This window comes from Saccharopolyspora dendranthemae, from assembly GCF_007829955.1.
Lineage (GTDB): Bacteria > Actinomycetota > Actinomycetes > Mycobacteriales > Pseudonocardiaceae > Saccharopolyspora > Saccharopolyspora dendranthemae.
In genome coordinates this window covers 1,059,951-1,086,644 of the sequence record NZ_VIWX01000002.1, presented here as the reverse complement: position 1 = coordinate 1,086,644, position 26,694 = coordinate 1,059,951, and the positions used below count along the sequence as shown (strand labels likewise).

Here is a 26,694-nt window from a genome sequence, read left to right as displayed (position 1 = left end):
GCTGAAAGACCGCCAGAACGGAAGTCAGGCCTTCGGGCTGAGGCGGGTACCGGCTCGCTCGCCGAGGAATCGGCCTGCTTCCACGACGGTCCGCCCGCCCAGGCACACCCAGGGGATTCCGGCGGGTGGGCGCATCGGCTCTTGGTAGTCGCCGACGTCCGCGACGGTCGCGGGGTCGAAGGCGACCAGGTCGGCGATGCGGCCCGGAGCGACCATTCCGCGGTCGGGGATGCGGAAGGTGTCGGCGGGCAGCGCGGTCATGCGCCGGACGGCGTCGGGGAGCTGGAGGACTTCGCGCTCGCGGACGTACCGGCCGAGCACTCGGGGGAAGGTGCCGGTCATGCGCGGGTGCGGGCGTCCGCCGTTGCCCGGTGGGAGGCCGTCCGAGCCGATCATGGTGCGCGGATCGCGCAGGGCGAGTTCGAGGTCGTCCTCGTGCATCGAGAAGTGGATCATCGCCACCCTCAGCTCCTCGTCCACCAGGAGGTCGATCAGGGCTCGGACCGGATCGCAGCTGCGGGCATCGGCGATCTCGGCGAGGGTGCGGCCTTCATCGCGGTGGCTGCTCGTGGTGGCGATGAGGATGCGGTCGAAGTGGGTGGTGCGGCCGATCGCGGCGGTCAGGTCCGCGTGCGCGGTGGGCGCGGAGAGCTTGGCGAGGATGTGCTCGCCGCTGCCGCCGAGGTAGTCGGCGGGCAGCACGGAGGTGAGCGTGGTGGAGGAGGCGGTGTAGGGGTAGACGTCCTGGGCGACGTCGTGGCCGTGCTCGCGCGCCCGGTGGATCCGGCTGAGGGCGGCGGGCATCTTGCCCCAGTTGCGGGGTGTGGTCGCCTTGAGGTGCGACAGCTGGGTGCGGCCGGCGACCTGGCCGATCCGCAGGGCCTCGTCGATGGCGTCGAGGAGATGGTCGCCTTCGTCGCGCATGTGCGTGGCGTAGAGGCCGTGGCCTCCGAGGGTGCGGGCGAGCGCGGTGAGCTCGTCGATCCCGGCGAACAGGGCGGGTGGGTAGATGAGGCCGGTGGAGAGGCCGAAAGCGCCTGCGCTCATGGCTTCGTCGAGCATCTCGCGCATGCGGTGCAGCGCGGCGGCGTCCGGGGCGGCGTCGCTCATGCCGGTGGCGGCGACGCGGAGGGTGCCGTGACCGATGAGCGGGCAGTGGTTGGTGACGTGACCTGCGGCGTCGGTGGCGTCGAGGAGTTCGGCGAAACGGTTCCAGGTGACGTCGAGGGGTGGGAAGAGGCGTTGCAGGAACCCGTCGTGGACCTCGGCGTGGGTGGTGCTGCGCGGTGCGAGGCTGAAACCGCAGTTGCCGACGACCTCGGTGGTGACGCCTTGGAGGATCTTGGTGGTGTCGTCCTCGGTGAGCAGCGGTGCGTTGTCGGCGTGGGAGTGGACGTCGATGAACCCGGGTGCCAGGACGAGGCCGGTGAGGTCGCGGCGCGGGTGGTGCTCGGGCAGCGTTCCGGGCGGTTCGACGGCGGTGATGCGGCCGTTGTCGATGATGACGTCGGCGGGTCGCAGCGGGTGTCCGGTTCCGTCGGCGAGGAGGGCTCCGGTGAGCAGCTCGGTCATCCCTGCGCCTTCCTGAGGGCGTCGTGGCGCGGTCAGGTGATGATGTTGGGGACTCCGGGTGTGTTGCGCTTGCGGCGGAGCCAGATCTTGCGGGTGCCGTCGGCGTAGAGGAGCACGCGGGAGAGTTCCCAGCCGGAGTACTCGGCGTGGATGCTGAGTTGGGTCGCGGCGCTGATCCGGGTGATGCCGGGTGGGAGGCGCAGCGGCCGGTATTCCCAGTCGGCATCGGTCTCGATCTCGTCGGCGTGTGCGCTCACATTGTCACCACCTGGTATCCGGCGCCGTTGGCGGAGGCGATGTAGAGGGTCCGGTTGTCGGGGTCGACTGCGAGGGAATCGGGTTGGCTGATGGTGGGGATGCGGCGGACCTCGCGGGGTTCGCCGCCTGCGATGTCGTATCCGACGAGTTCGTTGGTGGCGGTGAGGGTGACCCAAGCGATGTCGGTGGTGGGGTCGTAGGCGAGTGCGTAGGGGGCGCCGGGGACGGGGTAGCGCTGCTTGAGGATCAGGGGGTCGGTGCTGAAGGCGAGGAGGCATTGGCCGCGGGTGTCGATGGTGAGGATGCGGCCGTAGCGGTCTTGGACGGCGTTGGTGGCGCCTTGTCCTGCGCGCAGTCCTGCGCCTTTTTCGCCGGTGGCGGGGTTGATGGGGGTGATGGCGGTGGTGAGGCGGTCGAGGACGTAGAGCTGGCCGGCGTGGTCGAGCAGTTGTGCGGGGCCTTCGAACTTCTCGGTGGTGACGCCGGGTTGGCCGTTGGTGAGGATGGTGACGGTGGCGGTGTCGCGCTGGATGACGGCGGTGCGCTCGGCGTCGAGGTCTAGGGCGTCGACGGGTCCGCCGGGCACGGGGGTGGGGTGTGCGGTGGCGGTGCGCAGGTCGACGCGGGTGATCTGGCCGGCGTCGGGCAGGGCTGCGAGGAGTTGGCCGCTGCGCGCGTGGATGTTGGTGGGTGCGGCGGGGAGGTCGACGGTGCGGCGGTTGCCGGTGGTGGTGTCGACGAGCTGCAGCTGGGGGCCGGTGGCGAGCACGAGGGTGCGGGTGTCGCGGTCGTAGGCCGTGTGCTGGGCGGGTGGTGCGGGATGCGCGGTGCCTTCGGGCGGGGTGGTCGCGGGTGGTGCGGCGGCGGGTCGCGCTTGGGTGAGTGTGTCGGTGACCTGGAGGGGGTCGGCGTTGTCGTCCATGCCGCACCCGGCGAGCAGGGTGAGGGTGAGGCAGGTGATGACCAGACGACGCAAGGAAGGCCCTCCTGTGGTGGTGCTGCCCTGCGGGGGTGGTGGTTCCGCTGGGTGGTTGCTGCTTCCTCCAGCATCCCTGATCGGGGGACGGAGGGTGCAGGCCGCCCCTGGGGGTGACCCATCAGCTTGGCACGTCGGAGGGGTTGCGGGAAGTGGGTCTGGTTGTCGGCTAGTGGTTCTCGGGGTAGCCGAGTTGGGGTGCGCTGATGTCGTCGAGCGCGGCGCGGATGGCCGGGGGGAGTGTGAGGTCTTCGGCGGTGAGGGCGGTTTTGAGTTGGGTGGTGGTGCGGGCACCGAGGACGGGGGCGGTGACGCCGGGGCGGTCGCGGATCCAGGCGAGGGCGACTTGTGCGGGTGAGGTGTTGAGGCCTTCGGCTGCGGTGAGCAGGGCTTGGACGATGCGGGCGGCGCGTTCGGTGCGGTGGTGTTCGACGTAGCCGGAGAGGTGGGTGGTGGCGCCGCGGGAGTCGGGTGGGGTGGCGTTGCGGTACTTGCCGGTGAGGACGCCGCGGCCGAGCGGTGCCCAGGCGAGGATGCCGAGTCCGTGGTGCGCGGCGGCGGGGATGACTTCGCGTTCGGTGCCGCGTTCGAGCAGGGAGTACTCGACTTGGGTGGAGATGAGGGGTGTGCGGAGGGGGTGGTGGTGCTGGTGTGCGGCGGCGGTGGCGGTTTGCCAGCCGGTGTAGTTGGCGATGCCGGTGTAGCGGACGCGGCCGGTGGCCACGGCGGTGTCGAGTGCGGCGAGGGTTTCGTCGAGGGGGACTGCGGGGTCCCAGGCTTGGACCTGCCAGAGGTCGATGTGGTCGGTGCCCAGGCGGCGGAGGGAGTCGTCGAGGGCGCTCAGGAGTGAGCCGCGGGAGGCTCCGCCGCCGAAGGGGCCGGGTTTGCGGCGGGCGGCGGCTTTGGTGGCGAGGATGATCTCGTCGCGGGGGATGTGGTGGGTGAGCAGGGCGCCGAGGAGTTCTTCGGCGTGTCCGTCCTGGTAGACGTCGGCGGTGTCGATGAGGGTGCCGCCTGCGGCGTGGAAGGTGGTCAGCTGGTCGGCTGCTTCGTCGGCGTCGACGTCGAGGCCCCAGGTCATGGTGCCGAGTGCGAGCCGGGAGACGCGGAGGCCGCTGCGGCCGAGTTGTCGCTGTTCCACGGTGTTGCAGGGTATGCGCTGCGGGGGGCGTGGGTGGTGAGGTCGGCTCGGCGGGTCCGATATGGCGTGGTGTGGATCACATGCGTGGTGGTGTGTCGTGCGGTCGGCTGCGCGGGGTGATCGGTTGCTGGCTGACCTGCCCCGACGGGGTGATCAAGGGTGGGGGGTTCGGGCGCCTGGGGATGTTGGAAGATCTGGGGACCGGGCCGGAAGTTCCGGGTGCGGCCTGGTTTCCCTTGTCGAGCGTGTGGAGTGGGTTTCGTGTCGTGGTTGCAGGCCATGGTGTTGGCCGTGGTCCAGGGGCTCACCGAGTTCCTGCCGATTTCCTCGTCAGGGCATCTGTCGATCGTGTCGAAGTTGTTCTTCGGCGAGGACGCGGGTGCGTCGTTCACCGCGGTGACGCAGATCGGTACCGAGCTGGCGGTGGTCATCTACTTCATCGGTGACATCGTCCGGCTGGTCGCGGTGTGGTTCCGCGGGTTGTTCAACGCCGAGGTGCGCGCCACCCAGGACTACAAGCTGGCCTGGTACGTGATCGTGGGCAGCTTGCCGATCGGGATCTTGGGCTTCTTCTTCCAGGACTACATCCGCTCGTCGCTGCGCAGTCTGTGGATCACCGGCCTGACGTTGGTGCTGTTCGGTGTGCTGATGGGTCTGGCGGAGCGGTTCGGCAAGCAGTTGCGCGAGCAGGCTCAGCTGCGCCTCAGCGATGGTGTGCTGATGGGTTTCGCGCAGGCGTTGGCGTTGATCCCGGGTGTGTCGCGTTCCGGCGGGACGATCACGGCGGGTCTGTCGCTGGGGCTGACGCGGGCCACGGCGGTGCGGTTCTCGTTCTTGCTGGCGATTCCGGCGGTGTTCGCGGCGGGGTTGTCGGAGGTCTCGCACGTGTTCGAGCCGAGTCCGTACGGGCTGCAGCCCTCGGGTGCGCAGATGATCGTGGCGACCGTGGTGGCTGGGGTCATCGGTTATGCGGTGATCGCGTGGTTGCTGCGGTTCGTGGAGAAGCACAGCGTGTACCTGTTCGTCTGGTACCGGATCGCTCTGGGCGCGGCGTTGTTCGCGTTGCTGGGTTTCGGTGTGATGCAGCCGTGAGGCGCTGAAAGCGGACGACGGTGACATCGGGGCGGCCTGCCGGGCCGTCCCGATGCTTTTTTGGGCGGGCTGCGGGCGGTGGGTTTGGCGGTGACGCCTACCCTCGGCGGACGTGGCGACTCTCATTCTGCTCCGGCACGCCCGTTCGGCGGCCAACGGTTCCGGTGTTCTGGCCGGGCGCACACCCGGTGTGGGTCTCGACGAGACGGGGCGCGGCCAGGCCGCGGGTCTTGCTGCGCGCTTGGAGGGCGTGCCGTTGAGCAGGGTCGTGGTGTCTCCGCTGCAGCGCTGCCAGGAGACGGTCGCGGGTCTGGTGGGGCAGCGGGGGATCGAGCCGGTGGTCGAGGAGCGGCTGGCGGAGGTCGATTACGGGGACTGGACGGGGCGCAAGATCAGCGAGCTGACCGACCAGGAGCTGTGGAAGGTGGTGCAGCAGCACCCGTCTGCGGCGGTGTTCCCGGGTGGTGAGGGTTTGGCGCAGGTGCAGGCGCGGGCGGTGGCCGCGGTGCGCGAGCACGACCGGATGCTCGGTGCGCGGGACGTGTGGTTGTTGTGCAGTCATGGTGATGTGATCAAGTCGGTGCTGGCCGATGCGCTGGGTCTGCACTTGGATTCGTTCCAGCGGATCGTGGTGGATCCGTGTTCGGTGAGCGTGGTGCGCTACACGGAGACGCGGCCGTTCGTGCTGAAGGTCAACGACACGGGTGGGGACGTGTCGGGGTTGTTGCCGCCGCCGGAGTCGCAGTCCTCGGATGCCGTGGTGGGCGGGAGCACCGGTAAGCAGGACTAAGTCGCGGCTGCCGAACGCCAGACGTGCTTCGCTGCTCGGTTTTTCGTTCGGCGGCGGTGGAGCGCGAGGCGCGGTGGCAGACCCGGACGGGTCGGGCCGCGAGCGCGCCGAGGTGTCCGATGCTCGGGCTGCCGCTGGTGCGATCAAGCCTCGGGTTCATCGACGTCCTTGTGGGGCGACGGGTTGTGCTGAGAGATGTCTCGTTGCTGCCTCGATCCGGGCCTCACCTCCTGGCAGAAGGGCCTGCCTCACCGGGTGGTGATTGCGCGCGGCACGGTGGGTTTCCTCTTGCCTGCGACGGGTAATCCTGCGGGCGCGGGCGGATCTCCACGAGCGGAGCGTTGGTGCGCGGTCGCCCGCCCGTTGTTGTGCTCGACACCGAGTCAGGAGTGGGATCATGAAGGGACTGGTTTACGAGGGTCCCCGTCAGGTGGCGGTCAAGGACGTGCCTGACGCGAGGATCGAACGTCCCACGGACGTTCTCGTCCGCGTCACGGCGACCAATATTTGCGGTTCGGATCTGCACATGTACGAAGGTCGCACCGACTTGGAAGCGGGTCGGGTGCTGGGGCACGAGAACCTCGGTGTGGTGGCCGAGGTGGGCAGCGGTGTCGAACGCATCCGGGTCGGTGACCGGGTGTGCCTGCCGTTCAACATCGGCTGCGGTTTCTGCCGCAACTGCGAGGATGGTCTGACCGCGTTCTGCCTGACCGTCCATCCGGACCCGAACATGGCCGGTGCCGCGTTCGGTTTCGCCGGGATGGGCCCGTTCGACGGTGGTCAGGCCGAGTACCTGCGGGTGCCCTTCGGGGACTTCAACTGCCTGCGGCTGCCCGAGGATGCCGAGGAGAAGGAAGACGACTACGTCATGGTCTCCGACATCTTCCCCACCGGCTGGCACGCCACTCGACTTGCCGGACTGCGCCCAGGGGAGTCCTGCGTCGTCTACGGCGCCGGACCGGTCGGCCTCATGGCGGCCTACTCCGCGATGATCCAGGGCGCTAAGAAGGTCATGATCGTCGACCGCCACCCGGACCGGCTGCGGCTGGCCGAGCAGATCGGGGTCATCCCGATCGACGACTCGAAGGGCGACCCCGTCCAGCAGGTCCTGGACCAGACCAACGGCAAGGGCGCCGACCGCGGCTGCGAATGCGTCGGCTACCAGGCCCACGACCCGCAAGGCACCGAACGCTCCAACATGACCATGAACAACCTGGTGGGCTCGGTGCGTTTCACCGGTGGCATCGGCGTCGTCGGCATCTTCCTGCCCGCCGACCCCGGTTCCCAGGACGAAATGCAGCGCAACGGCCAGATCGCGTTCGACATGGGCACCTTCTGGTTCAAGGGTCAGAAGGTCGGCACCGGCCAAGCCAACGTCAAGCACTACAACCGCTACCTGCGCGACCTCATCCACGAAGACCGCGCGAAGCCGTCCTGGATCGTCTCGCACGACCTGCCGCTGCAACGCGCACCCGAGGCCTACGATCAGTTCGACAAGCGCGAAGACGGCTGGACCAAGGTCGTCCTCAAACCCGCCATGGCCTGAAACGGCACCAGCCGGCGTCGCCTGCTCACCACAGGTCTGCTCATCCGGGTGGAAGCGCACCCGGATGAGCAGACGACGTGGAGAACTTCCTCCGCTGTCCTCGTGACAGCCACCCCACTGACGGCATCCCATCGAAGGAGTTCGATCATGTCTGCTCCTGTACCAGTGACCGCGGGGCTTCTCGTGCGTATCGAGGCGCTACCGGGCCGGGAGAACGACGTCGAGGACTTCCTCCGGCGAGGGCTGACCCTCGTGCAGGAAGAACCCGCCACCGTGCGGTGGTTCGCCATCCGGTTCGGGCCCTCGTCTTTCGGCATCTACGACGCCTTCCCCGACGACTCCGGCCGCCAGACCCACCTCTCGGGCAAGGTCGCCCAAGCCCTCGCCGACAACACCGGAACCCTGTTCGCCGAGCCCACCATCGAACCGGTGGACGTGATCGCCGAGAAACCCCCGGCCTGAACTCGATGACCGCCAGTTCGTCCTCCCCTCCGGGGTGATCAACGACCTCGGCCGGAGACGGGTGGTGGGTGCATGATCGCGGCATGGTGATCGAGCTGCGCAGTCCGGATGAGATCGACGCGCTGGCCGTGACCGGGTCGGCCGTGTCAGCGGTGCTGTCCGGGCTCGGTGAGCACGTGGTGGCGGGTGTGGCTCTGGCCGAGCTCGACGAGATCGCCCGCGAGGTCGCGGCCGGGGCGGGTGCGCGGCCGGTCGGTGGTGCGGTGATCAGCGCGTCGGTCAACGACGAGATCCTCGGGGGCGTGCCGGACGGGCGGGTTCTGGTGCCCGGTGATCTGCTCAGCGTCGCGTGCGCGCTGGAGGTGGGCGGGTGGTTCGCCCGGGCTGCCACCAGCTGGACCGCGGGTACTGGTCACGAGGGCGACCGGCGGCTGATCGAGGCGACCCGGCTAGCGCTGGCCGATGGTGTGGCGGCGGCCCGGCCGGGCGCCAGGCTCGGTGAGGTGTGCCGGGCGGTCGGGCTGGTCGGGCGCAGCGCGGGTTTCGGCGTTCCGCCGGTGGGCGGGTGCGGTGTGGGCAGGCAACCGAGGCAGGAACCCCAGGTGCCCAACGACGGCCACCCGGCGCGCGGGATGCCGTTGCGGCCCGGTCTGGTGTTCAGCGTCGAACCGATCTTCACCGCCAGCGGCCACGATCACCTCGACTCCGAGTCGTCGGTGGTGCGCACCGGGGACGAGGGCCGCGCGGCTCACAGCGGCCACACCATCGCCATCACCGAGAACGGGGCTCGCGTTCTCACCTGACACTCGTGACCGCTGACGGTGTCGCGCGGATCGAGCGACCTGGGGCCGGGATCGCTCGATCCGCGCGACGTGCCACCGGCTGAGCGGGCTAGCCGGGCACGAGGACCACCTTGCCGAGATTGGCGTGGGCTTCGACGATTTCGTGGGCTCGTGCCGCCTTCTCCAGGGGGAGGAGCTCGTGGACGCCGGTGCGCAGGCGGCCGTCCCGGTGCCAGTCCCACAGCTCGTCGCGCCAGCAGGCCATCAGCGCCGGGGCGGCCGGGGAGCCCATGCGGAACCCGGTGGCCGAGGCGGACCGGCTGATCAGCTCGTGGGAGGGGATGGGGCCGGTCTCGGAGCCGAAGGTCACCAGCCGGCCGCGGTGAGCCAGGGCGCGGGTGGCTTTGGCCAGCAGGGTGCCGCCGACGGAGTCCAGCACGACGTCGACCGGGTCACCCCAGGTGTCGTCGTCGTAGGCCACGACCGCATCGGCTCCGAGGGCCCGAAGGTGCGGGCGCTTGTCGACCGTCGTGCCGACGGCGGCGACCACGCGTGCTCCGTGGGCGCGGGCCAGCTGGACGGCCATGGTGCCGACCGCGCCGGCCGCGGCGGTGATCAGCACCGATTCGCCGTGGCCGAGCGAACCTGCCGTGCACGCCCGGCGCGCCACCAGCCCGCTGCGCACCAGCGCCACGGCGGTCACCGAGTCGGCGCCGCCGGGGACTCGGGAGGCCATGGTCTCCTCGAGCAGCGCGCTGTCGGCGTAGGCGTGCTCGAAGCACAGGCCCGTGACGCGCTCGCCGAGCTGGAAGCCGCGCACGCCGGGCCCGAGTGCTTCGACGATCCCGGCGATCTCCCCTCCGAGGGGTATGGGTTCGGGGCCTTCGCGCACGCGACGCACGGCGGGCAGGGTGACTCCGATGGCTTCGCAGCGCACCAGCAGCTGGCCGGGACCCGGCGTGGGGGCGGGGGTGTTCTCGACGAACAGGACCTCGGGTCCGCCGTTGAGACCGTAGTTGACTCGTCGCATCGCGCTCTCCTCCGATTCGATGGGTGGACCAACGAAATCGAGAGTAGAAGGACGCTCGTTGGGGTGTCCAACGGTTTTTCGGCTAGGCTGCGTCCGTGGCCGACTCCGAGGACCCCCGAGCGCTCCAGCACATCCAGTCCCTGCCCAGCTGGCTGACCGGCCGCGTGGCCGCGCGCGGTCGCGAGCTGGTGGCCCGCGCGCTGGCCGAAGAAGGCCTGCGGCTGAGCCAGCACGCCGTGCTGGCCGCCGTCGCCGAGCACGGCCCGCTGGCCCAGGCCGAGGTGGTGCGCCGGTTGGACATCGACGCCAAGGACGTCGTGGGGCTGATCAACGAGCTGCAGGACAAGGGGCTCGTGCAGCGCAGGCCGGACCCGCGCGACCGCCGCAAGAACGCCGTGTCGGCCACGCCCGCCGGCCTGACCTGTCTTCGCCGCTGCTCAGCGCTGGCCGATGAGGCCAACCAGCAGCTGCTGGCTCCGCTGAGCGTCACCGAGCGCGAGCTGCTGATGACGTTGCTGGCGCGGCTGCACCGGGGCGATCAGGACCAGTAGCGGTGCAGCTCGGCCGGGGTGAACGCGCCCCGGTCGGTGATCACCGAGGTCACCAGGTGCGGGTCGGTGACGTCGAACGCCGGGTACAGGCCGGTCACCTTGTCGCTGGCGCTGCGTCGTCCCAGGGTGTGCAGGACTTCCTGGCCGTCGCGGTACTCGATGGGCACCTGCGATCCGGAGGTGGTGCGCGGGTCGGGGGCGTGGCACAGCGCGTGGAAGGGGACCCCGAAGGCCCGCGCCGCGGTCGCCAGCTGCAGGGTGCCCACCTTGTTGACCACCGAGCCGTCCATGGTGATCCGGTCGCTGGCGGTCACCAGCGCGTCGACCCGGCCCTCCCGCATCAGCGAGGCGGGCATCCCGTCGGTCACCAGCGTGGTGGGCACGCCCATCTCGGCCAGCGACTCGGCGGTCAGCCGCGCGCCCTGCAGGTACGGGCGGGTTTCGGTGCAGACGAACTCCGGCTGCTTGCCCTGCTCCAGCAGTGCTTCCACCAGCCCCAGCAGGTAGAGATCGCCCCAGCAGTGGGTGAGCACGCGGGCGCCGTGGTCCAGCAGCGCCGCGCCGGCCCGGCCCATCTCCCGGCAGCGCCGCCGGTAGTCGGCGTCGCCTGCGCGAGCGCCCTGCAGCGCGGCCGCGGCCACGTCGTCCGCCTCGGCGATCGCCTCCAGCACGAATGCGGCGGCTTTGCGCGGCTGGTCGTTGGTCGGGCGGGTGGCGATCAGCCGCGCGGATGCCTCCGCGACGCGCGTGCGCGCGGTTTCCGGTGGCAGGCCCTCGGCGTCGCGGGCGGCCAGCACCAGTCCCCACAGCACCGCGAAGTACGGGCCGGAGGACTGGGTGACCATCTCCTCGATGGACCGCGCGACCTCCTCGACCGTGCGCGCGTGGACCCAGCGGTGCTCGAACGGGAACACCCGGCGGTCCAGGACGTGCACGCCGTCGTCGTCGAGCCGGACGCTGTCGGCCAGCGTCGGGGTGGGCACAGCGCAACGAGACATCGAATCCTCGGGTGGAGCAGCGGGTACGGCCGGGCGGCGTTCAGCCTAGCCAGCCCGCGCGCCCGCCCGGCCACCACCAACCGTTTGCTAGGCTCACGACACCGCGTTGATCGCCGCCACCAGGCCGGCTTGATCACCCGAGGACCCGCGACACCCGCGCCCCTCAGCCCCGCACCACGGCGCCCGAAGGAACTCTGTGAACCACCCCCGCCCCGGCGAGCGCGGCCCCGTGCTGCGCGCCGTCGACGTCGAGGTCGTCCGCGACGGCCGGCACCTGCTGCGCGAGATCGGTCTGAAGGTCCACCCCGGTCAGCACTGGGCGCTGCTGGGCGCCAACGGTGCGGGCAAGTCCACGCTGCTGAGCCTGCTGGGCGCCCACCAGCACCCCACGCGCGGCAGCGTGGAGGTCCTGGGGCATCGCTTGGGGGCGGTGGACATGCGGGCGCTGCGCAGCTTCGTGGGCCACGTCAACCCCCGCCACCCGTTGCGCAGCCCGCTCACCGCACGTCAGGTCGTGCTCACCGGCGCCACCAACACCACCGAGCTGGTGCCGCGCTGGGTTCCCAGCGATGCTGAAAGCGCCCGCGCCGAGCGGTTGATCGGTGTGCTGGGCATCGCCGAGCGCGCCGAGGCGGCCTGGAACACCCTGTCGCAGGGCGAACGCGGTCGCGCGCTCATCGCCCGCGCCCTGATGCCCGAGCCCCGGCTGCTGCTGCTCGACGAACCGGCCACCGGGCTGGACCTTGCCGCGCGCGAACAACTGCTCACCAGCCTCGATGAGCTGCGCGCCGAACACCCGGGGCTGGCCACCGTGCTGGTGACGCATCACCTCGAAGAGCTGCCCACCGGCACCACCCACGCGATGCTGCTGCGCGACGGTCGCTGCCTGGCCGCCGGTGAGGTGGACGAGGTGATCACCGGCGAGCACATCAGCACGTGCTTCGACCACCCGGTGCACATCACCCGCGATCACGGCCGCTGGTACGCCCGCGCGGCCACCCGCGTCGAGGCATGAAAAACGGTGGTCCTGGCACGGGCGCAGGATGCAGGTCTGCGCCCGTGCCAGGACCACCGCGGGTGAGGACGGTGCGTTAGCGCCGCTTCCTCGGCGGGTCCTTGCGCAGCAGGTCGGGCCCGATGATCCGGCGCACCGCCCTGCGCATGATGCCGCGCTTGCGCACCGGGGCGGCCGGGCGTTCGGTCACCGCGGGCTGCGGCCCGGTCAGCGCCGTCGGGGACGCGGCCGACTGGGTGTTGAGCCGCTTGGCGAATTCCGGCTGCTCGTCGCGGATCGCGGGGATGTAGGGCTGGGTGACCTCGACGTGCTCGGGCACCGGTGGCGGCGCCATCGGCGGTCCCGGAGGCATCGAGGGCATCGACGGCGAGGAGACCGGTTCGTCGCTGTAGAAGGCCTGGAACGCCGTGTCTCCGGCGATGCCGTCGTGGCCGGCGGGACCCGGGGCGGGGGCCCACGGGGGTGCGGAACCGGGGTCGAGCGCCTCGGCGAAGCTCGTGCCTTCCGACATCGTGGTGCTCGGGCGCTGCGGTCGGGAGTTCTGCGGGGTCTCGCGCGTCGGGGGTTGCGGGGCGGGGGTGTGGAACTCGGTCCGCTGCGGCGCTGCGGCCGGGGCGGGCATGGGGCCGGTTTCCGACGGGCCGGGGGAGGTGGCCTCGTCGACGGGCAGCTGGCCCATCATGCGTGTCGTCGGCGATCCCGTATCCGGTTGCTGCTGTTGCGCTTCCGAAGGGACCACGGGCTGGAACCACGGTCGAGCAAGATCGTCTTGAATAGTCATCCGTATCGACTCTGCGTCAGCAAACGGCCAATGTCACCGGATCGGGGACTTCCGTTCCGGCGGAGCAGACCCTACCGGTCACGGACCGGTAAAGGACACCCCCGTGTTCCCTAAGCCACCCGCGAGCGATCACGACGAGGCCGATCACTCACCCGCAGGGGCATTCCTCGCCGGCCATGACCGCCTGCCTGAGCTGGCCGAACTCCGCCGCCAGGGTCGCGGCGCTCCAATGCGCGTTGAGGCCGCTGGGATTGGGCAGCACCCACACACCTGCGTCACCGATCGTCCGGTCCTGCGCACCGAAGGTGGCGCGCTTGGCGCCGAAGGCCTTGCGGTAGGCGGTGATGCCCACGACGGCCACCCAGCGGGGCCGGTAGCGCTGCACCTTCGCGGTCAGCGCCTGCGCCCCGGAGGCCAGTTCCTGCTCGGAGAGCTCAGCGGCCTTCGCGCTGGCGCGCGAGACCAGGTTGGTGATGCCCAACCCCAGTCCCAGCAGCTCCGACTGCTCCGGCGGGGCCAGCTCGCGCGGGGTGAACCCGCTGGCGTGCAGCACCGGCCAGAAGCGGTTTCCCGGACGCGCGAAGTGGAATCCGGTCGCACCGGACCACAATCCCGGGTTGATCCCGCAGAACAGCACGGCGAGGTCCGGTGCCAGCACGTCGTCGATCGTGGCGCCGCTGGCGGCCTCCAGCTCTTGCGCACTCGGCCGGTCACCCGACAACTCGCACCTCCGCAACCCGACCCCGGTTCATCCCCGGGACCCTAACGACAACGCCCGGACACCCCGAACCCAGCGCCCCCGGCGCGCGTTCCCGCGGCGCAATGCGATCATGGCCGCCCGCGCGAAGCGGACTTCGCACGAGCGGCCACGACGCGGTCTCAGTCGGTGCCCGACTCCATCGCCGCGCGATCCAGTGCCTGCGACTCCGATTCCTCGGCGCCCACGGAGGCGATCGCCTCCGCGCCACCGGCCTGCAACGAGCCCACCAGCTCGGTCTGGGCCTTGCCGACCATGCCCAGCTGCGCGTAGCCCTCCAGCTTGGCGCGCGAGTCGGCGATGTCGAGGTTGCGCATCGTCAGCTGGCCGATCCGGTCGGTCGGGCCGAACGCGGCGTCCTCGGTGCGCTCCATCGACAGCTTGTCCGGGTGGTAGGAGAACGCCGGGCCGCGGGTGTCGAGGATCGAGTAGTCCTCGCCCCGGCGCAGCCGCAACGTCACCTCACCGGTGATCGCCGAGCCGATCCAGCGCTGCAGCGACTCGCGCAGCATCAGCGCCTGCGGGTCGAACCAGCGGCCCTCGTACATCAACCGGCCCAGCTTGCGGCCCTCGTTGTGGTAGCTGGCGACGGTGTCCTCGTTGTGGATGGCGTTGACCAGCCGCTCGTAGGCGGTGAACAGCAGCGCCATGCCCGGAGCCTCGTAGATGCCGCGGCTCTTGGCCTCGATGATGCGGTTCTCGATCTGGTCGCTCATGCCCAGCCCGTGCCGGCCACCGATCGCGTTGGCCTGGTGCACCAGGTCGACCGGCGAGGAGAACTCCTCGCCGTTGATGGCCACTGGCCGTCCCTGCACGAAGGAGACCGTGACGTCCTCGGGCGCGATGGCCACCGACTCGTCCCAGAACCGCACGCCCATGATCGGGTCGACGATCTCGATGCCGGTGTCCAGGTGCTCCAGCGACTTGGCCTCGTGGGTGGCGCCCCAGATGTTGGCGTCGGTGGAGTAGGCCTTCTCCGCCGAGTCGCGGTAGGGCAGACCGTGCTCGACCAGCCACTCCGACATCTCCTGCCGGCCGCCCAGCTGCTGCACGAAGTCCTCGTCGAGCCACGGCTTGTAGATCCGCAGCCGCGGGTTGGCCATCAGCCCGTAGCGGTAGAACCGCTCGATGTCGTTGCCCTTGAACGTCGACCCGTCGCCCCAGATCTGCACGTCGTCGGCCAGCATGGCGCGCACCAGCAGCGTCGCGGTCACCGCGCGGCCCAGGGGAGTGGTGTTGAAGTAGGTGCGCCCGCCGGAGCGGATGTGGAACGCGCCGCACGACAGCGCGGTGAGCCCCTCCTCGACCAGCGCTTCGCGGCAGTCGACCATGCGCGCGATCTCGGCGCCGTAGTCCTTGGCCCGGCCCGGGATCGAGGCGATGTCGGACTCGTCGTATTGCCCGATGTCGGCGGTGTAGGAGCACGGCACGGCGCCCTTGTCGCGCATCCAGGCCACGGCAACGGAGGTGTCGAGACCTCCGGAGAAGGCGATGCCGACCCGGTGGCCGACCGGCAGAGACGTCAGAACCTTGGACATGCGGAAAGTTTATGCGAAGGACTGTATGGTTATCCACCCGGGTCGCCCCCAGGTGTGACAGCTCACCTCGGGGCGCAGGTCGGCGACCGGATGCCCGCGCCCGCCGACGACCGCAGGCGCAGCTGGTGGCCGGATTCACCGCCTCCCGGACGAACCCCGAGCGCACCCGTCGGGCAGAATCGGCGGTGAAGCGGGATCCGGACGAGGCGCACCGTACCTGGCCATGCAAAGACGGTGCAGGCGCGTGGGAGCGCGCGACATCATGGCATGGATCGTCCTGATCATCTCCGGCATGTTCGAAGCCGTCTGGGCCGTGGCCCTGGGCAAATCCGAAGGTTTCAGCCGACTGGCGCCCTCGCTGGTGTTCGTCGGCGCGCTCGCGATCAGCATGGGCGGACTGGCCCTGGCCATGCGGACGCTGCCCACCGGCACCTCCTACGCGGTGTGGGTGGCCGTGGGCGCGGTGCTCACCGTCGGCTACTCCATGGCCACCGGCGACGAAACGATCTCACCGCTCAAGCTCGCCCTGCTGCTGGGCCTGATCACCTGCGTCGTGGGCCTCAAGCTCGCCCACTGACAATCGCTGCTCGGGGCATGTGTCAGACCGTAGCCGGGGGCGCGTGGCGGTGAAGCGAAAATCCGGTGCCCGCCGCTGCTGCGCGGCGGGCACCCGATTTCCCCGTCCCCCAGGGGGGTTCAGTCTCGCGTAGGTCGAGGGGCGGTGATGGTGCCGTAGTCCAGACCGCCGTGGGTGTGGGTGGGCATCACCGGCCACTGGCGCTTCCAGGCCGCGCACTCCGAGGAGGGGATGATCTGCAGCCACTGGGGGGATTTCGGCGACGGGGAGGCCAGCGTCTTCTCCTTGACCATGGAGTCGTACTGGTCCAGGGAGTCCTCGAGGGTGTTGGCGTTGAGCACGACCTCGCGGCCGTAGAACTTCGCGTGCTGCTTGACGCCGGGGATCTTCGACAGTTCCGGCTGCCAGCTGTCGGCGGCCATGCCGTTCTCCGACGACACCCACACCCCGTCGGGGGTGTTGACCACCAGCGAGTGGTTGCCGTCGGTGTGCCCGGGCGTCCACAGCAGGCTCACGCCCACGCCCAGCTCGACGTCGCCCTCGATGACCTCCAGGCGCTCCTCGGGCACGCCGTCCATGCCGCCCTCGACGTACCACGCCCACTGCATGGGGTGGGTCGACTCGAACGTGCCCAGTTCCTTGCGGTGCACCAGCAGCTTGGCGTGCGGGAACAGCGGCTCGCGGGGCGCGGTTTCGCCGGGGATGGGCTTGTCGCTGCCCAGGATCATGCGCACGTCCTGGACGTGCAGGTGATCGAAGCTGAGGTAGTCGACGTCGCTGTTGCTCAGGCCCAGGCGCGGCAGCACGGTGTCGGGGTCGTTGTAGAACTGGGCGAACAGGCGCTCGGCCCGCAGCTTCTGGCCCAGCGCCTGCAGCTTGGCGTAGAACGGCGCTTCGGCCGAGCCCGCCGAGACCGTCGGCTCCCACACCAGGGTCTTGAGCTGACCGTCGAAGCCCTCGAACTGGATGATGAACATGCGGTTGATGATCGAGATGACCGGGTTGAGCTGGACCGCGTAACCCTGGAAGGCGAACCGCGCGGGGTAGGGGGCGGCGGCGATGTCGACGCTCTTGATCGCCGCGACCTGCCCCTGCGACAGGAAGCGCTCGCGGTAGTTGCGGGCGGCCTCGCGCACCGCCTCCAGCCGCTTGCCGCGCGGCCAGATGTCGTGCACCCCCTCGAACTCCGGGATCCGGCGGGTGGCCTGGGCTGGCAGGGAGATGCTCATGCTGTGCTTCCTCGGTCGTCGGGTGTGGCCAACGTGCGGGTTTCGTAGCCCGATCGGGCCGTCTTGTCGCCTGCGGCGGCGACCTGGTCGGGCACCATCAGGCGGATCAGGTGGTCGCGGACGCGCTGCGGGAAGACGTTGCTCCACCGCACCAGCGGGCCCACGTGGCGAGGCAGGCTCACCTCGAAGCGCGGGCGGCGGATGACCGCTGCCACGACCTCGGCGACGTCGTCGGGGGTGAGCAGCTTGGCCGCGCCGGTGGCCGTTCCCGCGGCCAGCTCGGTGTCGACCACGCCCGGCATCACCACCGACAGCTCCACACCGCTGGAGCGCAGCTCCGCGCGCACGCCGGCGAGGTAGCCGTAGACGCCGTGCTTGGTGGCCGCGTAGGTGGATTCGCCTGCAGGGGAGAGCTTGGCCGCCGCGGAGGCCACCGTGACGATGTGGCCGCTGCCGCGGGCGCGCATCGCCGGCGCCGCCAGCTTCACACCGCGGATCACACCGTGGAGGTTGACCGCGAGCTGGCGCTCGGTGGCGGCTTCCGGTTCCTCGTCGAAGGCGCCGACCCACATCACGCCCGCGTTGTTGACCAGCACCTCCACCGGCCCCCACGTGTCGTTCACCGACTCCAGGAACGCGGTGAAGGAGGCGGTGTCGGTCACGTCGCAGGCGAATCCCCGCACCTCGGGCGACAACTCGGCCGCCGTGGCCCGCGCGGCGGTGCCGTCGAGGTCGCCGATGGCCACGCGCGCCCCGGCCGAGGCCAGCCGTGCGGCGATCGCGCGCCCGATCCCGCGGGCACCTCCGGTCACCGCGATCACGCGGCCGGTCACCGGCATCGACATCCTCGTCCTCCGATCGTGGCAGCACCACCATCTGACACATGAGCGTGTCAGATATTCGGATAGACTGCCACAGCAGCCGAGCCAGGGGAAGTGCGATGACCGACCGAACCGCGACGCGGCCGCAGGGGCGCCGCTACTCGGGACAGGACGCCGCCGAGCGCACGCGCCAGCGGCGCGCCGCGCTGCTGGCCGCCGCGCTGGAGCTGTTCGCCCACCAGGGCTACCCGTCGACGTCGGTCAAGCAGATCTGCCGGCAGGCCGGTCTCACCGAGCGCTACTTCTACGAGTCCTTCCGCGACCGCCACACCTGCCTGGTCGCGCTCTACACCGAGCTCGCCGAGCAGATGCGGGCGGCGACCACCGCGGCGATCGCCGACGCCGAGGACCGCTCGGCCGAGGAGGTCGTCCGCAGCGCGCTGGAAGCCTTCGTCGACTACCTCACCGCCGACGCCCGCCGCGCCCGCGTGGTGCTGCTGGAAGTGGTGGGAGCCTCGGCGGACCTGGAGCAGCGCAGGCACGCGGTCCTGGCGGACTTCGCCGAACTCACCACGGCCGTGTGGTCGCAGCTGGCCGAGCGGGACGGGCCCAGCGACGCGCAGCGGCTCGCGGCCATCGGACTGGTCGGGGCGGTCAACCACCTGCTGGTCGACTGGCTGCACCGGGGGCAGCGCGAAACACCCGCCGAACTCGTCGACACCTGCTCGACGCTGTTCACCGCGGTGCGCAACCACCTCGAAGGCTGAGGGCGCGGGACGCTCCCGCGCCCTCAGCCGGGGCTCAGCTGGCGCGAGAGGAGCGGGAGGAACGGCTCGCGCGCAACCCCAGGTTGCGGCGCAGCTGGCGACGCAGCTCGTCGAACATGATGCGCACCGGCTGGAACGCCACCACGAGCACGATCGCGTCCCGCGGGCCGAGCAGCCGCGCGAACCACGCGTCGATCTCCTCGCGGTCGGAGGTGGGCCGCTCGGTCCACAGCCCGGCTTCGGTGTCGTCGTAGGCGTCGGTGATGGCCAGGGTGCTCTCGTCGAGCCGATCCGCCTGGCCGAGGTCGGTGGCGGCGTCCACGGCGATGCGACGGACGTGATCGGGGATCTCGCGTCCCGGCGCGGGCCAGGCCGCGTCGGGCCTGCCCGTCGCCGATGACCACGCCCCGTAGACCAGGGGGTTGGCGGTGCGCATCACCGCGTAGAGGCGGCGCGGGGCGGCTTTGACGATCGCTGAGCGCAGCAGCGCGCGCCAGAGGGTGCTGGAGATCCCGGAGCCCTGGTGGTCCGGGTGCACGCCGGCGGAACTGGCGTAGAAGCAGCGCCGCCCGCCGAAGCGGCGGTCGCTGCTGGCCACCCACCCCACCGGGAGCCCCTCGGAGTCCAGGGCCACGACCAGGCCCGCCAGCCGGTCCAGGTTCTCGTCGGAGAGCCAGTCCAGCCAGAACTGCTCGGTCGTGGCCGTGAACGCCTGCACCGCCACCGGCGGGAACGTCGTGCGCAAGTGCTCGCGGGCAGGGTCGGGCAGCTGCGTGGCCACGTCGGCCCACAGCAGTCCGGTCAGTCCGGGGCCGACGGAGACCTGCTTGGCTCCGCGCAGCATCTCGGGCGGGCAGTGCGACGAGGGCATCGCGGGGTCCCTTCTGATCACGGGTGCGGTGCGGGGTTCTGCGGTGGGTCGAGCTGGAGGACGCCGCGCACGGCCGCTGCCAGCCGGGTGCGCAGGTCGGTCGTGATCGGCGCGGTGCCGCCGGTGGTGGGCTGGCGCAGGGCGCGGCCCAGCAGCGCCGTCGGCAGGTCCACGACGCAGCTCGTGATCACCTCCACGCTCGGCCCGTCGCGCCTGTCCCACAGCGCCAGCGCCAACCGGCACAGCACCTCGGAGGTCAACCGGCGGTCCAGTCCCAGCAGCGCATCGGCGAGCTCACCGGGAAGTTCGGGCCCCAGCAGCTGTTCCCGGCGCACCGACAGCAGCATCCGGGCGCCCTCCGGGCGGCGCTCGGCGAAGACCGCCAGCGCGTCGGCTGCGGCCACCACCGCGGCGACCGCGGCATCGGGCTCGGGGGTCGTGGAGGTTCCCAGCTGCTCGTCGACGAGCCGGGTCTGCAGGTCCAGGAACTCCGTGGCCGCCCGCAACCACATCCGGCCGCGCAGGGCCGCCGCGGAACCGAAGGCGTGGTAGATCGCCCCGTTGGGCACGCCGCTGGCCGCCGAGAGACCGCGCACGGTCAGCCCGTGAGCGCCCTCGTCGACGATGAGCCGTTCGGCGACGTCGAGGACGTGATCGAGGTCGTGCACGCGAGGTCTGGGCACCCACCCACAATAGTGGAGCGTGCGCTCCACAACTTTCCGGGGGCGGCCTCGCCCCCTCGTGATCGCAGGTGGACACTCATCCGGCAACCGCGCTTCGAAGCCCCGCACGAACGTCCGCCGAGGGGCATCAGGAGGACCGATGAGCGAGCACAGCTCCACCACCACCGGCGTCGAGGGCAAGGTCATCGCCATCACGGGGGCCAGCAGCGGAATCGGCGCGGCCATCGCCGAACACCTGGCGCAGCGCGGCGCGTCCGTCGTGCTCGGAGCCCGCCGCGAGGACCGGCTCGCCGAGGTGGTCGCGCGCATCGAGGCCGCCGGAGGTGCGGCGCTCGCCGTCGAGGTCGACGTGCGCCACCGCGACGATCTCGCGCGGCTGGTCGCCTCGGCGCAGCAACACCACGGGCGGCTCGACGTCCTCGTCTCCAACGCCGGGAACATGACGATCTCCGGGTTCGACGAGCTGCGCCAGGACGACTGGGACGAGATGGTCGCGACCAACCTCACCGGTGTCCTCAACGGGATCGGCGCCGCCCTGCCGGTGTTCCGCGCGCAGGGAGCGGGGCACTTCATCCACATGTCCTCGACATCGGCACACCGGATCGTGCCCACCCAGGGCGTCTACGCGGCGACGAAAACAGCGGTGCGCGTGCTCTCGGAGGCGTTGCGGCAGGAAGCAGGCCCGGACCTTCGCGTGACGGTCGTGTCACCGGGCATGACCGACACCGAGGGCGTGCGCTCCGGAGCCGTCGACGAGCAGACCGCCTCGCGCGTGCGGGAGGTCGCGCAGCCGCCCTCGGCGATCGCCCGCGCCGTGGCGTATGCGATCGAGCAACCCGCAGGCGTCGACGTCGGCGAGATCATCGTCCGCCCCACCGCTCAGAGCTGACCTCCCCGGTTCAGCCCGCTGCGAGCAGTGCGCGCAGTGCGTGGGCGACCTGGGTGGGGCGTTCGACCGGCCCGAGGTGACCTCCGGGGAACTCCACGAGTGCCTGTCCCAGCCCGGTGGCCAGTGCCGAGGCGGCCCGGTGAGCGAGCTGTCCCCGCGAGTCGATGCCGGCGACGGGCACCAGCCTCGAGCCCGCGGCAGCCAGGGCGGGCAGGTCGACCTCGACGGTGGTGAACGGGACCAGGACGTGTTCCAGGAACAGCTGCTGGAGGTCGGCGGCCTGGGCCAGCACTTCCAGCAGCTCCGGCTGGGCGGTTCGGGGCCGGTCTGGCCGTAACCCTCCAACCAGTTGCCGGGATGCCGCAGGTCCGGTTGTGCCCCACCGGTTTCCGGCCTCGTCATGGTGTCGGTCATCAGCCGGGCCGCCTCGTCGAGATCCCCGTCGCGTGCCGCGGACCGGACGGCTTCGAGCTCGTCCCGGTGCGCCCCCGGGTCCGGCAGCAGACCGAGGACCGGTGGCTCGTGCACGACTCCGAGGCGAACGTGCTCCGGGTGGCGGGCCAGCAGTGCGAGGGTGGCGATGGCCCCGGCGCTGAAGCCGAACACGACCGGCGGCTCGTCGAAGAGCGCCTCGATTGCCCCGAGCGCGTCCCGCGCGAAGGCCTCCGGCCGCTGGTCGGCGCGCACGGTTCCCGGAGCGGCCGAGGCCACGCGGCTGGAGAGGGCCACGACGCGGTGGTGCTCGGCCAGGTGCGCGGCGAGCCCGTCGAGCATTGCCGCCTGCCCGGTACCACCGGGCAGCAGCAGTAACGGCGGTCCGTCGCCCTGATCGCGGTAGTCGAGTGGCACGTCGTCGAGGGTGAGCGTTGCGGTGCGGATGGTCGTCTCCTGTCGGGTTCTTTCCAGAGGTCGGGTCGGCATCGACATCGTCGCAGGGTTCGGCACCGGTGGAGCCCGTTTCGCCCACGGGGCGGGCTTCGTGATTCACCGGATGATCGGATCGGACGGCAACGGTCGGGCATCGCCGGGATCCTGTCGGCCAGGGTGGAAACCGGAAGGAGGCCCCCATGATCTCGGAGCTCAACCGGCTCGTGGATCTCGTCGAGGAACACCTCGGGGAGGAGTTCGACGTCGGCGAGGCCGCCCGGACGCTCGGCACCACCGAGTACCACCTGCGCCGGATGTTCTCGTCGCTGGCGGGCATGCCGCTGTCGGAATACGTGCGGCGTCGCCGCATGACCGCGGCCGCCGCCGACCTCGTCCGCGGCGAAGGCGACCTGCTCGAGGTCGCCGTCCGCCACGGATACGGCTCCACCGAGGCGTTCGGGCGGGCGTTTCGCGCGGTGCACGGTGCGCGGCCCAGCGATGTGCGCCGCGACGGAGGCCCCCTTCGCTCACAACCGCAGCTCAGGTTCCGCCTGACCGTCGAAGGAAACACGCCCATGGACAGCCGCATCGCCGAACACCCCGCATTCCGGCTCATCGGGCACGCCGCCCGGGTCCCGCTCATCCACGAAGGCATCAACCCGCACATCCAACGGCACGTCACCTCGTTGCCGCAGCAGGAGCACGCGCGGCTCAAGGCGCTCGGCAACGCCGAACCGGGTGGGCTGCTGCAGGTGTGCGATGACCTCGACCCCGACAGCCGGGAAGGCACCGAGCTGACCTACCTGCACGGTGTCGCCGTGTCGCAGAGCAGCGCGGCCCCGGGCGATCTCGACGTGATCGAGGTGCCCGCCGGCCGGTGGGCGGTCTTCCACACCTCTGGCCCGCATCCGCAGGTCCTGCAGGAGACGTGGGCGGCCACGGCCACCGAGTGGTTCCCGTCCCATCCCTGGCGACTGCGTCCGGGCCCGTCGATCGTCGCGATCCTCGATCGCGCGGAGGACTTCAGCACCGCCACCTGCGAGCTGTGGCTGCCCGTCGAAGCGGAATGACGCCGAGATCCCCGCACGCCACCTGCTCGTCCCCCGCGCAGATCAGCGTTCGTCGAGCAGGTGGCGGAGGTACTTGTCGGGGGAGGCCAGGAAGTCGCGGGTGAAGCGGACCGGCAGGGCGTGGTCGTAGTCGGTGGTGTTGATCGCGCCGTCCTCGTCGATCTCGAGGATCCGCGCGCCCGGCAGCGCGAGCAGGACGGGGGAGTGGGTGGCGATGATGATCTGGCTTCCCTGCGCCGCCAGCTCGGCCAGGCGCGCCAGCAGCGCCATGCAGCCGCGCACCGACAGCGCCGCCTCCGGTTCGTCGAGGACGTAGAGCCCGCGCGGGCCGAACCGGTGGATCGCCAGGTCCAGGAACGACTCGCCGTGGGAGCGCTCGTGCGGTGACACACCGCCGTAGGCCGGCAGCAGCGACGGCGAGTACGGGTCCTCATCGAGTCGTTCGATCTCGCTGGCGACGTTGTAGTAGGACTCCGCGCGCAGGAAGAACCCGGTGCGCGGTCTGCGGTTCCAGCGCAGGATCAGGTGGTCGCCGAGGCTGGATTCGGTGGCGCGAGTGGTGAAGCGGAACGACTGCGACCCGCCTTCGGGGTTGAACCCGGCGGCGGTGCCGATCGCCTCGACGAGCGTGGACTTGCCGGTCCCGTTCTCCCCGACGAGAAAAGTCACTGACGAATCCAGGTCCAGTCCGTCGCCTGCCGCGAGGCGCGCCACCACCGGCAGCGTGAAGGGGTAGCGGCCGGTGCCCACCCCGGGCTCCAAGCGGGCGTGGCGGAGGAACGCTCCCGCGGCCCGGCGTGCTTCCCAGCTCTGACGCATCGCTCCGAACGGTAGTACGCGCTCGATTCCGGGCGGCCCCGGTTCAGCCATGATTCACGCCCGATCCTCAGACGATTACGTTACTAACGTTATGGAACCAACGAAACGGAACAACAATCAGGAAAAACGGACCCAGGAGCACCGCGCATAATCGCGCTTATGTGCGGTACGGTGGGTGCATGGAGAGGCGAACGGTGTCCGATGCGGACGTGGTGGGGAAGCGGGCGCAAACGGAACTCCTGGCCGCCCCGACGCGCACAGGCCACACCCTGGCCGCGCTGATCGCCTCATGGCTGGGGTCGTTCGCCGAGTCCGCCGACACCCGGGGGGCCTACTCGCGGGACCTGCGCGACTACCTCGACTGGTGCACCCACCGCGGCCTGGATCCGATGAGCGTGCGGCTGCCGGAGGTGCAGATGTACGGCGCCGAACTGGCCGCCACACCGAATCCGCGCACCGGACGCCCGGCAGCGGCCTCCACCCGGGCCCGCAAGCTCGCCGCCGTCTCCAGCTTCTACACCTACCTCGTGCGCGCCGGTGCCATCGATGCCAACCCGGCCCGTGACGCCGCGCGGCCCCGCTACGACCGCAGGCACTCGCCGACCACAAGCGTCTCGGCCGAGCAGGCGAGCGCGATGCTGGCCGGCAGCCGCGACTACCGGCACCGCACCCTCGGCCCGCAGGCGTCAGCACTGGTGATGGCCCTGCTGATCGATCTGGGCGTGCGCGTGTCAGAGCTGTGCAACGCCGATCTGTCCGACCTCGGCCAGCGTGAGGGGATGCGGGTGCTGACGGTGCGGATGAAGGGTGGCAAGGTCCGCACGCGCCCTATCCCGCAGGCGCTGCACGGTGTGCTGGAGGCCTACCTGCAGCAACGTCCGGACGCCGACACCGACGCGCTGGTGATCACCCGCGAGGGCGCCAGGGTCAACCGTCACCAAATCCACCGGCTCGTGCAGACCATGGCCGCACGAGCCGAGGTGGCGATGCCTCAGCGCATCACCCCGCACTCGATGCGCCACACCTTCAACACCATCGCCCGCCAGCACGGGGCCGCCCTGGAAGACCGCCGCGACGCGCTCGGCCATTCCTCGGCGGCGGTCACCCAGCTCTACGACCACGTGGCGCTGTCGCTCTCGCGCGACCCGGCGCACCTGGTCTCGCGCGCCACAGCGGCCCCGGAAGCCCCGAGCGAGAACGATCAAGGACCTTCACCCGATCCGTCACGGTGACGTTAAATCCTGGTGGGGGCGATGACTTTCGCGCAGCGGGGTAGTCCCCATGTCATGACTACCAACACGCACACGTCCACGACCATCAACAACCTCGGCGTCGCCATGTTCACCGTCGCCGACCAGGACGCGGCCCTGGAGTTCTACACCCGCAAGCTCGGGTTCGAGGTCCGCGGCGACACCCGGTTCGGTCCCCACGGCGAATACCGGTGGCTGGAGGTCGCGCCCCCGGGATCCACCGCGCGACTCGCACTCAACTCGCCCATGGGCGCGGAGCCCGGCGGCGGCGCGATCGGGGTGGAAACCACCGACGTGCACGGCGAGTACGAGCGCCTGCGGGCGCTCGGCGACGTGCAACTGGACTCCGCGCCCGAATTCGGGGAGGGGGCGCCGCTGTTGTTCATGCTCAGCGACCCCGACGGCAACCACATCGCCGTCGTCGAGGCCTGAGCGATCCTCACGGTGGCTGGTGCTGGTCAGTGGGACGGTTGCCAGTTTCGGGACGGGACCCCGTTGATCGTCGCGCCGCCTTGGGCGAGGTCAGTCGCGCTGGTGTCGAGGAAAGCGAAGGGGAAGGGCAGGGGCGGAGCGGTCAAGGCGTCCAGCGAGGCGAGCTGCTCCGCGGAGAGTGTCACGGTGAGGGATGCGAGGTTGTTCTCCAGTTGGTCGAGCGTCCGGCATCCGATGATGGTCGCGGTCACTTCCGGGCGGTGGTGGACCCAGCTGAGAGCGACGGCGGGCATCGGAACCTGTTGCTCGGCAGCGATGTCGTGCAGTACGTCGAGCAGGGCGAAGGTGTTCTCAGTCAGCCGTGCGCGTGTGCTCGCCCAGTCCGCGCGGCCTGACTCGGCGGCGCCGGTCCGGGTGTACCTCCCGGACAGCACACCGCCGGCGAGCGGACCCCAGGGCGTCACCCCGATGCCCAGTGCCCGGGCCGCGCCGAACAGCTCGCTCTCGACGGTCCGCTGCAGCAGCGAGTACTCCACCTGGATCGCCGCGACAGGGGCCCAGCCGCGGGATTCGGCGAGGCTCGCCGCGCGTGCGACGGCCCACGCGGGCGTGTCGGACAGGCCGAAGTACCGGATCTTGCCCGCGGTGACCAGGTCCTGCAGGGTGCCGATCGTCTCCTCGATCGGGGTGTGCTGGTCGAAGTAGTGCTGCCAGTACAGGTCCACGTGATCCGTGCCCAGCCGGGTGAGTGACGCGTCGAGCTGCCGCAGGATCGCCTTGCGGCCGGTGCCGCCGCCGTTGGGGTCGCCGGCGTGCATGGTGCCGGCGAACTTCGTGGCGAGCACCAGCCCGTCCCGCAGCGACGGGTTGGTGCGGAGGAACTTCGCGATGGTCTGTTCCGCGCGGCCCCCGGCGTAGCCGTTGGCCGTGTCGAGGGCGTTTCCCCCGGCGTCGACGTAGCGGTGCAGCAGGCGTAGCGCGGTGTCCTGATCGCAGCCCCAGCCGGGATCGTCGAAGGTCAGCGTGCCGAGGACCAGCGGGCTGATCCGGAGACCGGTCCGGCCGAGGGTGCGGTACGAAGCGAGATTCATGCCGCCAGCGTGAACCCGGAAAAGTGTACGGTGAATAGC

Annotated in this window: 28 protein-coding genes, 2 pseudogenes and 1 riboswitch; of the genes and pseudogenes, 13 read left to right on the top strand and 17 right to left on the bottom strand. The window is 70.6% G+C overall.

All coding sequences use genetic code 11. The annotated features are described in order from the left end of the window. Positions 1-24: 24 nt before the first annotated feature. The 4 genes from FHU35_RS13810 to FHU35_RS13795 all read right to left on the bottom strand — a co-directional run bounded on the left by FHU35_RS13810 (position 25) and on the right by FHU35_RS13795 (position 3,947). Complete coding sequence (locus tag FHU35_RS13810) at positions 25-1,572, bottom strand: N-acyl-D-amino-acid deacylase family protein (RefSeq protein ID WP_145739302.1); 1,548 nt, start codon at positions 1,570-1,572, stop codon at positions 25-27. Between the two features lie 32 nt (positions 1,573-1,604). After that, the gene (locus tag FHU35_RS13805; RefSeq protein ID WP_246110283.1) at positions 1,605-1,829 is read right to left on the bottom strand and encodes a DUF5703 family protein; all 225 of its coding nucleotides are present in this window, start codon (positions 1,827-1,829) and stop codon (positions 1,605-1,607) included. After that, positions 1,826-2,806 carry a YncE family protein gene (locus FHU35_RS13800; protein WP_145739300.1) on the bottom strand — a complete coding sequence of 327 codons (981 nt, stop codon included), beginning with the start codon at positions 2,804-2,806 and terminating at the stop codon, positions 1,826-1,828. Before FHU35_RS13800 ends, FHU35_RS13805 begins: the two co-directional genes overlap by 4 nt. A 169-nt stretch (positions 2,807-2,975) precedes the next feature. Beyond that, positions 2,976-3,947, bottom strand: a complete 972-nt coding sequence (locus FHU35_RS13795) for an aldo/keto reductase (protein WP_145739298.1) — start codon at positions 3,945-3,947, stop codon at positions 2,976-2,978. A 261-nt stretch (positions 3,948-4,208) separates the two neighbouring features. Between FHU35_RS13795 and FHU35_RS13790 the strand changes: the two genes are divergently transcribed. From FHU35_RS13790 to FHU35_RS13770, 5 genes are all read left to right on the top strand, one after another. Next, entirely contained in the window at positions 4,209-5,039 is an 831-nt protein-coding gene (locus FHU35_RS13790) for an undecaprenyl-diphosphate phosphatase (protein ID WP_222429365.1), read from the top strand. A 112-nt stretch (positions 5,040-5,151) separates the two neighbouring features. Next, positions 5,152-5,829 carry a histidine phosphatase family protein gene (locus FHU35_RS13785; protein WP_145739297.1) on the top strand — a complete coding sequence of 226 codons (678 nt, stop codon included), beginning with the start codon at positions 5,152-5,154 and terminating at the stop codon, positions 5,827-5,829. Between the two features lie 397 nt (positions 5,830-6,226). Next, positions 6,227-7,375, top strand: a complete 1,149-nt coding sequence (locus tag FHU35_RS13780; RefSeq protein ID WP_145739295.1) for a glutathione-independent formaldehyde dehydrogenase — start codon at positions 6,227-6,229, stop codon at positions 7,373-7,375. A 147-nt stretch (positions 7,376-7,522) separates the two neighbouring features. Beyond that, positions 7,523-7,837, top strand: a complete 315-nt coding sequence (locus tag FHU35_RS13775) for a putative quinol monooxygenase (RefSeq protein WP_145739293.1) — start codon at positions 7,523-7,525, stop codon at positions 7,835-7,837. A gap of 83 nt (positions 7,838-7,920) precedes the next feature. Next, positions 7,921-8,640 (top strand): M24 family metallopeptidase, encoded by a 720-nt coding sequence (locus tag FHU35_RS13770; protein WP_222429364.1) that lies wholly within the window; start codon positions 7,921-7,923, stop codon positions 8,638-8,640. 88 nt (positions 8,641-8,728) lie between these two features. Here FHU35_RS13770 and FHU35_RS13765 read toward each other — a convergent pair whose 3' ends face one another. Next, positions 8,729-9,649, bottom strand: a complete 921-nt coding sequence (locus FHU35_RS13765; protein ID WP_145739290.1) for a quinone oxidoreductase family protein — start codon at positions 9,647-9,649, stop codon at positions 8,729-8,731. A 95-nt stretch (positions 9,650-9,744) separates the two neighbouring features. On the opposite strand from FHU35_RS13765, the gene FHU35_RS13760 reads away from it, so the two are divergent. Further along, positions 9,745-10,200 (top strand): MarR family winged helix-turn-helix transcriptional regulator, encoded by a 456-nt coding sequence (locus FHU35_RS13760; RefSeq protein ID WP_145739287.1) that lies wholly within the window; start codon positions 9,745-9,747, stop codon positions 10,198-10,200. On the opposite strand, the gene FHU35_RS13755 is transcribed toward FHU35_RS13760, so the two are convergent. After that, the gene (locus tag FHU35_RS13755; protein WP_145739285.1) at positions 10,188-11,198 is read right to left on the bottom strand and encodes a s-methyl-5-thioribose-1-phosphate isomerase; all 1,011 of its coding nucleotides are present in this window, start codon (positions 11,196-11,198) and stop codon (positions 10,188-10,190) included. The two genes, FHU35_RS13760 and FHU35_RS13755, sit on opposite strands and share 13 nt — an antisense overlap. 196 nt (positions 11,199-11,394) lie before the next feature. Here FHU35_RS13755 and FHU35_RS13750 point away from each other — a divergent pair, with 196 nt between their 5' ends. Further along, positions 11,395-12,213, top strand: a complete 819-nt coding sequence (locus tag FHU35_RS13750; RefSeq protein WP_145739283.1) for an ABC transporter ATP-binding protein — start codon at positions 11,395-11,397, stop codon at positions 12,211-12,213. A gap of 76 nt (positions 12,214-12,289) precedes the next feature. On the opposite strand, the gene FHU35_RS13745 is transcribed toward FHU35_RS13750, so the two are convergent. From FHU35_RS13745 to argG, 3 genes are all read right to left on the bottom strand, one after another. Then, positions 12,290-12,892: a hypothetical protein gene (locus tag FHU35_RS13745; RefSeq protein ID WP_145739281.1), complete on the bottom strand. Its 603-nt coding sequence runs from the start codon at positions 12,890-12,892 to the stop codon at positions 12,290-12,292. A 250-nt stretch (positions 12,893-13,142) separates the two neighbouring features. Then, positions 13,143-13,715: a G/U mismatch-specific DNA glycosylase gene (gene mug, locus FHU35_RS13740; RefSeq protein WP_145739278.1), complete on the bottom strand. Its 573-nt coding sequence runs from the start codon at positions 13,713-13,715 to the stop codon at positions 13,143-13,145. 158 nt (positions 13,716-13,873) lie between these two features. After that, positions 13,874-15,289, bottom strand: a complete 1,416-nt coding sequence (gene argG / locus FHU35_RS13735; protein ID WP_145739275.1) for an argininosuccinate synthase — start codon at positions 15,287-15,289, stop codon at positions 13,874-13,876. A 174-nt stretch (positions 15,290-15,463) separates the two neighbouring features. After that, a riboswitch (guanidine-III (ykkC-III) riboswitch) is annotated at positions 15,464-15,530 on the top strand. A 21-nt stretch (positions 15,531-15,551) separates the two neighbouring features. On the opposite strand from argG, the gene FHU35_RS13730 reads away from it, so the two are divergent. Beyond that, complete coding sequence (locus tag FHU35_RS13730) at positions 15,552-15,866, top strand: DMT family transporter (protein WP_145739273.1); 315 nt, start codon at positions 15,552-15,554, stop codon at positions 15,864-15,866. Between the two features lie 119 nt (positions 15,867-15,985). Here FHU35_RS13730 and FHU35_RS13725 read toward each other — a convergent pair whose 3' ends face one another. Beyond that, positions 15,986-17,095, bottom strand: coding sequence for an MBL fold metallo-hydrolase (locus FHU35_RS13725; RefSeq protein ID WP_186459410.1), 1,110 nt, complete (start codon positions 17,093-17,095; stop codon positions 15,986-15,988). Continuing rightward, the gene (locus tag FHU35_RS13720; protein ID WP_145739271.1) at positions 17,092-17,940 is read right to left on the bottom strand and encodes an SDR family oxidoreductase; all 849 of its coding nucleotides are present in this window, start codon (positions 17,938-17,940) and stop codon (positions 17,092-17,094) included. Before FHU35_RS13720 ends, FHU35_RS13725 begins: the two co-directional genes overlap by 4 nt. Positions 17,941-18,035: 95 nt before the next feature. On the opposite strand from FHU35_RS13720, the gene FHU35_RS13715 reads away from it, so the two are divergent. Further along, entirely contained in the window at positions 18,036-18,683 is a 648-nt protein-coding gene (locus FHU35_RS13715) for a TetR/AcrR family transcriptional regulator (RefSeq protein ID WP_145739269.1), read from the top strand. A gap of 448 nt (positions 18,684-19,131) precedes the next feature. On the opposite strand, the pseudogene FHU35_RS30435 reads toward FHU35_RS13715, so the two are convergent. Together FHU35_RS30435 and FHU35_RS13705 are read right to left on the bottom strand one after the other, a co-directional pair. Next, positions 19,132-19,527, bottom strand: a pseudogene (locus tag FHU35_RS30435) (GNAT family N-acetyltransferase); the annotation flags it as partial. A 44-nt stretch (positions 19,528-19,571) separates the two neighbouring features. Next, the gene (locus tag FHU35_RS13705) at positions 19,572-20,237 is read right to left on the bottom strand and encodes a helix-turn-helix domain-containing protein (protein ID WP_246110282.1); all 666 of its coding nucleotides are present in this window, start codon (positions 20,235-20,237) and stop codon (positions 19,572-19,574) included. A gap of 139 nt (positions 20,238-20,376) precedes the next feature. On the opposite strand from FHU35_RS13705, the gene FHU35_RS13700 reads away from it, so the two are divergent. Continuing rightward, on the top strand, positions 20,377-21,126 hold the full coding sequence (locus FHU35_RS13700; protein ID WP_145739263.1) for an SDR family oxidoreductase: 750 nt from the start codon (positions 20,377-20,379) through the stop codon (positions 21,124-21,126). Positions 21,127-21,136: 10 nt separating this feature from the next. On the opposite strand, the gene FHU35_RS29630 is transcribed toward FHU35_RS13700, so the two are convergent. Together FHU35_RS29630 and FHU35_RS30430 are read right to left on the bottom strand one after the other, a co-directional pair. After that, positions 21,137-21,418, bottom strand: coding sequence for a hypothetical protein (locus FHU35_RS29630; protein WP_222429402.1), 282 nt, complete (start codon positions 21,416-21,418; stop codon positions 21,137-21,139). A gap of 254 nt (positions 21,419-21,672) precedes the next feature. Further along, a pseudogene (locus FHU35_RS30430) lies at positions 21,673-21,900 on the bottom strand (alpha/beta fold hydrolase); the annotation flags it as partial. 293 nt (positions 21,901-22,193) lie between these two features. On the opposite strand from FHU35_RS30430, the gene FHU35_RS13690 reads away from it, so the two are divergent. Continuing rightward, entirely contained in the window at positions 22,194-23,063 is an 870-nt protein-coding gene (locus FHU35_RS13690) for an AraC family transcriptional regulator (protein WP_145739260.1), read from the top strand. A 42-nt stretch (positions 23,064-23,105) separates the two neighbouring features. Here the strand turns inward: FHU35_RS13690 and FHU35_RS13685 are convergent, their stop codons facing one another. After that, a complete protein-coding gene (locus tag FHU35_RS13685) occupies positions 23,106-23,882 on the bottom strand; it encodes an AAA family ATPase (RefSeq protein ID WP_145739258.1) in 777 nt (258 codons plus the stop codon). A gap of 179 nt (positions 23,883-24,061) precedes the next feature. Here FHU35_RS13685 and FHU35_RS13680 point away from each other — a divergent pair, with 179 nt between their 5' ends. Together FHU35_RS13680 and FHU35_RS13675 are read left to right on the top strand one after the other, a co-directional pair. Then, the gene (locus FHU35_RS13680) at positions 24,062-25,114 is read left to right on the top strand and encodes a tyrosine-type recombinase/integrase (protein ID WP_145739256.1); all 1,053 of its coding nucleotides are present in this window, start codon (positions 24,062-24,064) and stop codon (positions 25,112-25,114) included. Between the two features lie 54 nt (positions 25,115-25,168). Further along, positions 25,169-25,564: a VOC family protein gene (locus tag FHU35_RS13675; RefSeq protein ID WP_145739254.1), complete on the top strand. Its 396-nt coding sequence runs from the start codon at positions 25,169-25,171 to the stop codon at positions 25,562-25,564. Between the two features lie 26 nt (positions 25,565-25,590). On the opposite strand, the gene FHU35_RS13670 is transcribed toward FHU35_RS13675, so the two are convergent. Continuing rightward, entirely contained in the window at positions 25,591-26,655 is a 1,065-nt protein-coding gene (locus FHU35_RS13670) for an aldo/keto reductase (RefSeq protein WP_145739252.1), read from the bottom strand. Between the last annotated feature and the right edge of the window lie 39 nt (positions 26,656-26,694).

Bases quoted from the DNA above. Each gene is read 5' to 3' on its own strand.
- FHU35_RS13810 (WP_145739302.1), bottom strand. From the start codon at position 1,572: ATGACCGAGCTGCTCACCGGAGCCCTCCTCGCCGACGGAACCGGACAC.
- FHU35_RS13780 (WP_145739295.1), top strand. From the start codon at position 6,227: ATGAAGGGACTGGTTTACGAGGGTCCCCGTCAGGTGGCGGTCAAGGAC.
- FHU35_RS13775 (WP_145739293.1), top strand. From the start codon at position 7,523: ATGTCTGCTCCTGTACCAGTGACCGCGGGGCTTCTCGTGCGTATCGAG.
- FHU35_RS13770 (WP_222429364.1), top strand. From the start codon at position 7,921: ATGGTGATCGAGCTGCGCAGTCCGGATGAGATCGACGCGCTGGCCGTG.
- FHU35_RS13765 (WP_145739290.1), bottom strand. From the start codon at position 9,649: ATGCGACGAGTCAACTACGGTCTCAACGGCGGACCCGAGGTCCTGTTC.
- FHU35_RS13755 (WP_145739285.1), bottom strand. From the start codon at position 11,198: ATGTCTCGTTGCGCTGTGCCCACCCCGACGCTGGCCGACAGCGTCCGG.
- FHU35_RS13745 (WP_145739281.1), bottom strand. From the start codon at position 12,892: ATGGGCCAGCTGCCCGTCGACGAGGCCACCTCCCCCGGCCCGTCGGAA.
- argG (WP_145739275.1), bottom strand. From the start codon at position 15,289: ATGTCCAAGGTTCTGACGTCTCTGCCGGTCGGCCACCGGGTCGGCATC.
- FHU35_RS13730 (WP_145739273.1), top strand. From the start codon at position 15,552: ATGGCATGGATCGTCCTGATCATCTCCGGCATGTTCGAAGCCGTCTGG.
- FHU35_RS13725 (WP_186459410.1), bottom strand. From the start codon at position 17,095: ATGAGCATCTCCCTGCCAGCCCAGGCCACCCGCCGGATCCCGGAGTTC.
- FHU35_RS13720 (WP_145739271.1), bottom strand. From the start codon at position 17,940: ATGTCGATGCCGGTGACCGGCCGCGTGATCGCGGTGACCGGAGGTGCC.
- FHU35_RS13715 (WP_145739269.1), top strand. From the start codon at position 18,036: ATGACCGACCGAACCGCGACGCGGCCGCAGGGGCGCCGCTACTCGGGA.
- FHU35_RS13700 (WP_145739263.1), top strand. From the start codon at position 20,377: ATGAGCGAGCACAGCTCCACCACCACCGGCGTCGAGGGCAAGGTCATC.
- FHU35_RS13690 (WP_145739260.1), top strand. From the start codon at position 22,194: ATGATCTCGGAGCTCAACCGGCTCGTGGATCTCGTCGAGGAACACCTC.
- FHU35_RS13685 (WP_145739258.1), bottom strand. From the start codon at position 23,882: ATGCGTCAGAGCTGGGAAGCACGCCGGGCCGCGGGAGCGTTCCTCCGC.
- FHU35_RS13680 (WP_145739256.1), top strand. From the start codon at position 24,062: ATGGAGAGGCGAACGGTGTCCGATGCGGACGTGGTGGGGAAGCGGGCG.
- FHU35_RS13675 (WP_145739254.1), top strand. From the start codon at position 25,169: ATGACTACCAACACGCACACGTCCACGACCATCAACAACCTCGGCGTC.
- FHU35_RS13670 (WP_145739252.1), bottom strand. From the start codon at position 26,655: ATGAATCTCGCTTCGTACCGCACCCTCGGCCGGACCGGTCTCCGGATC.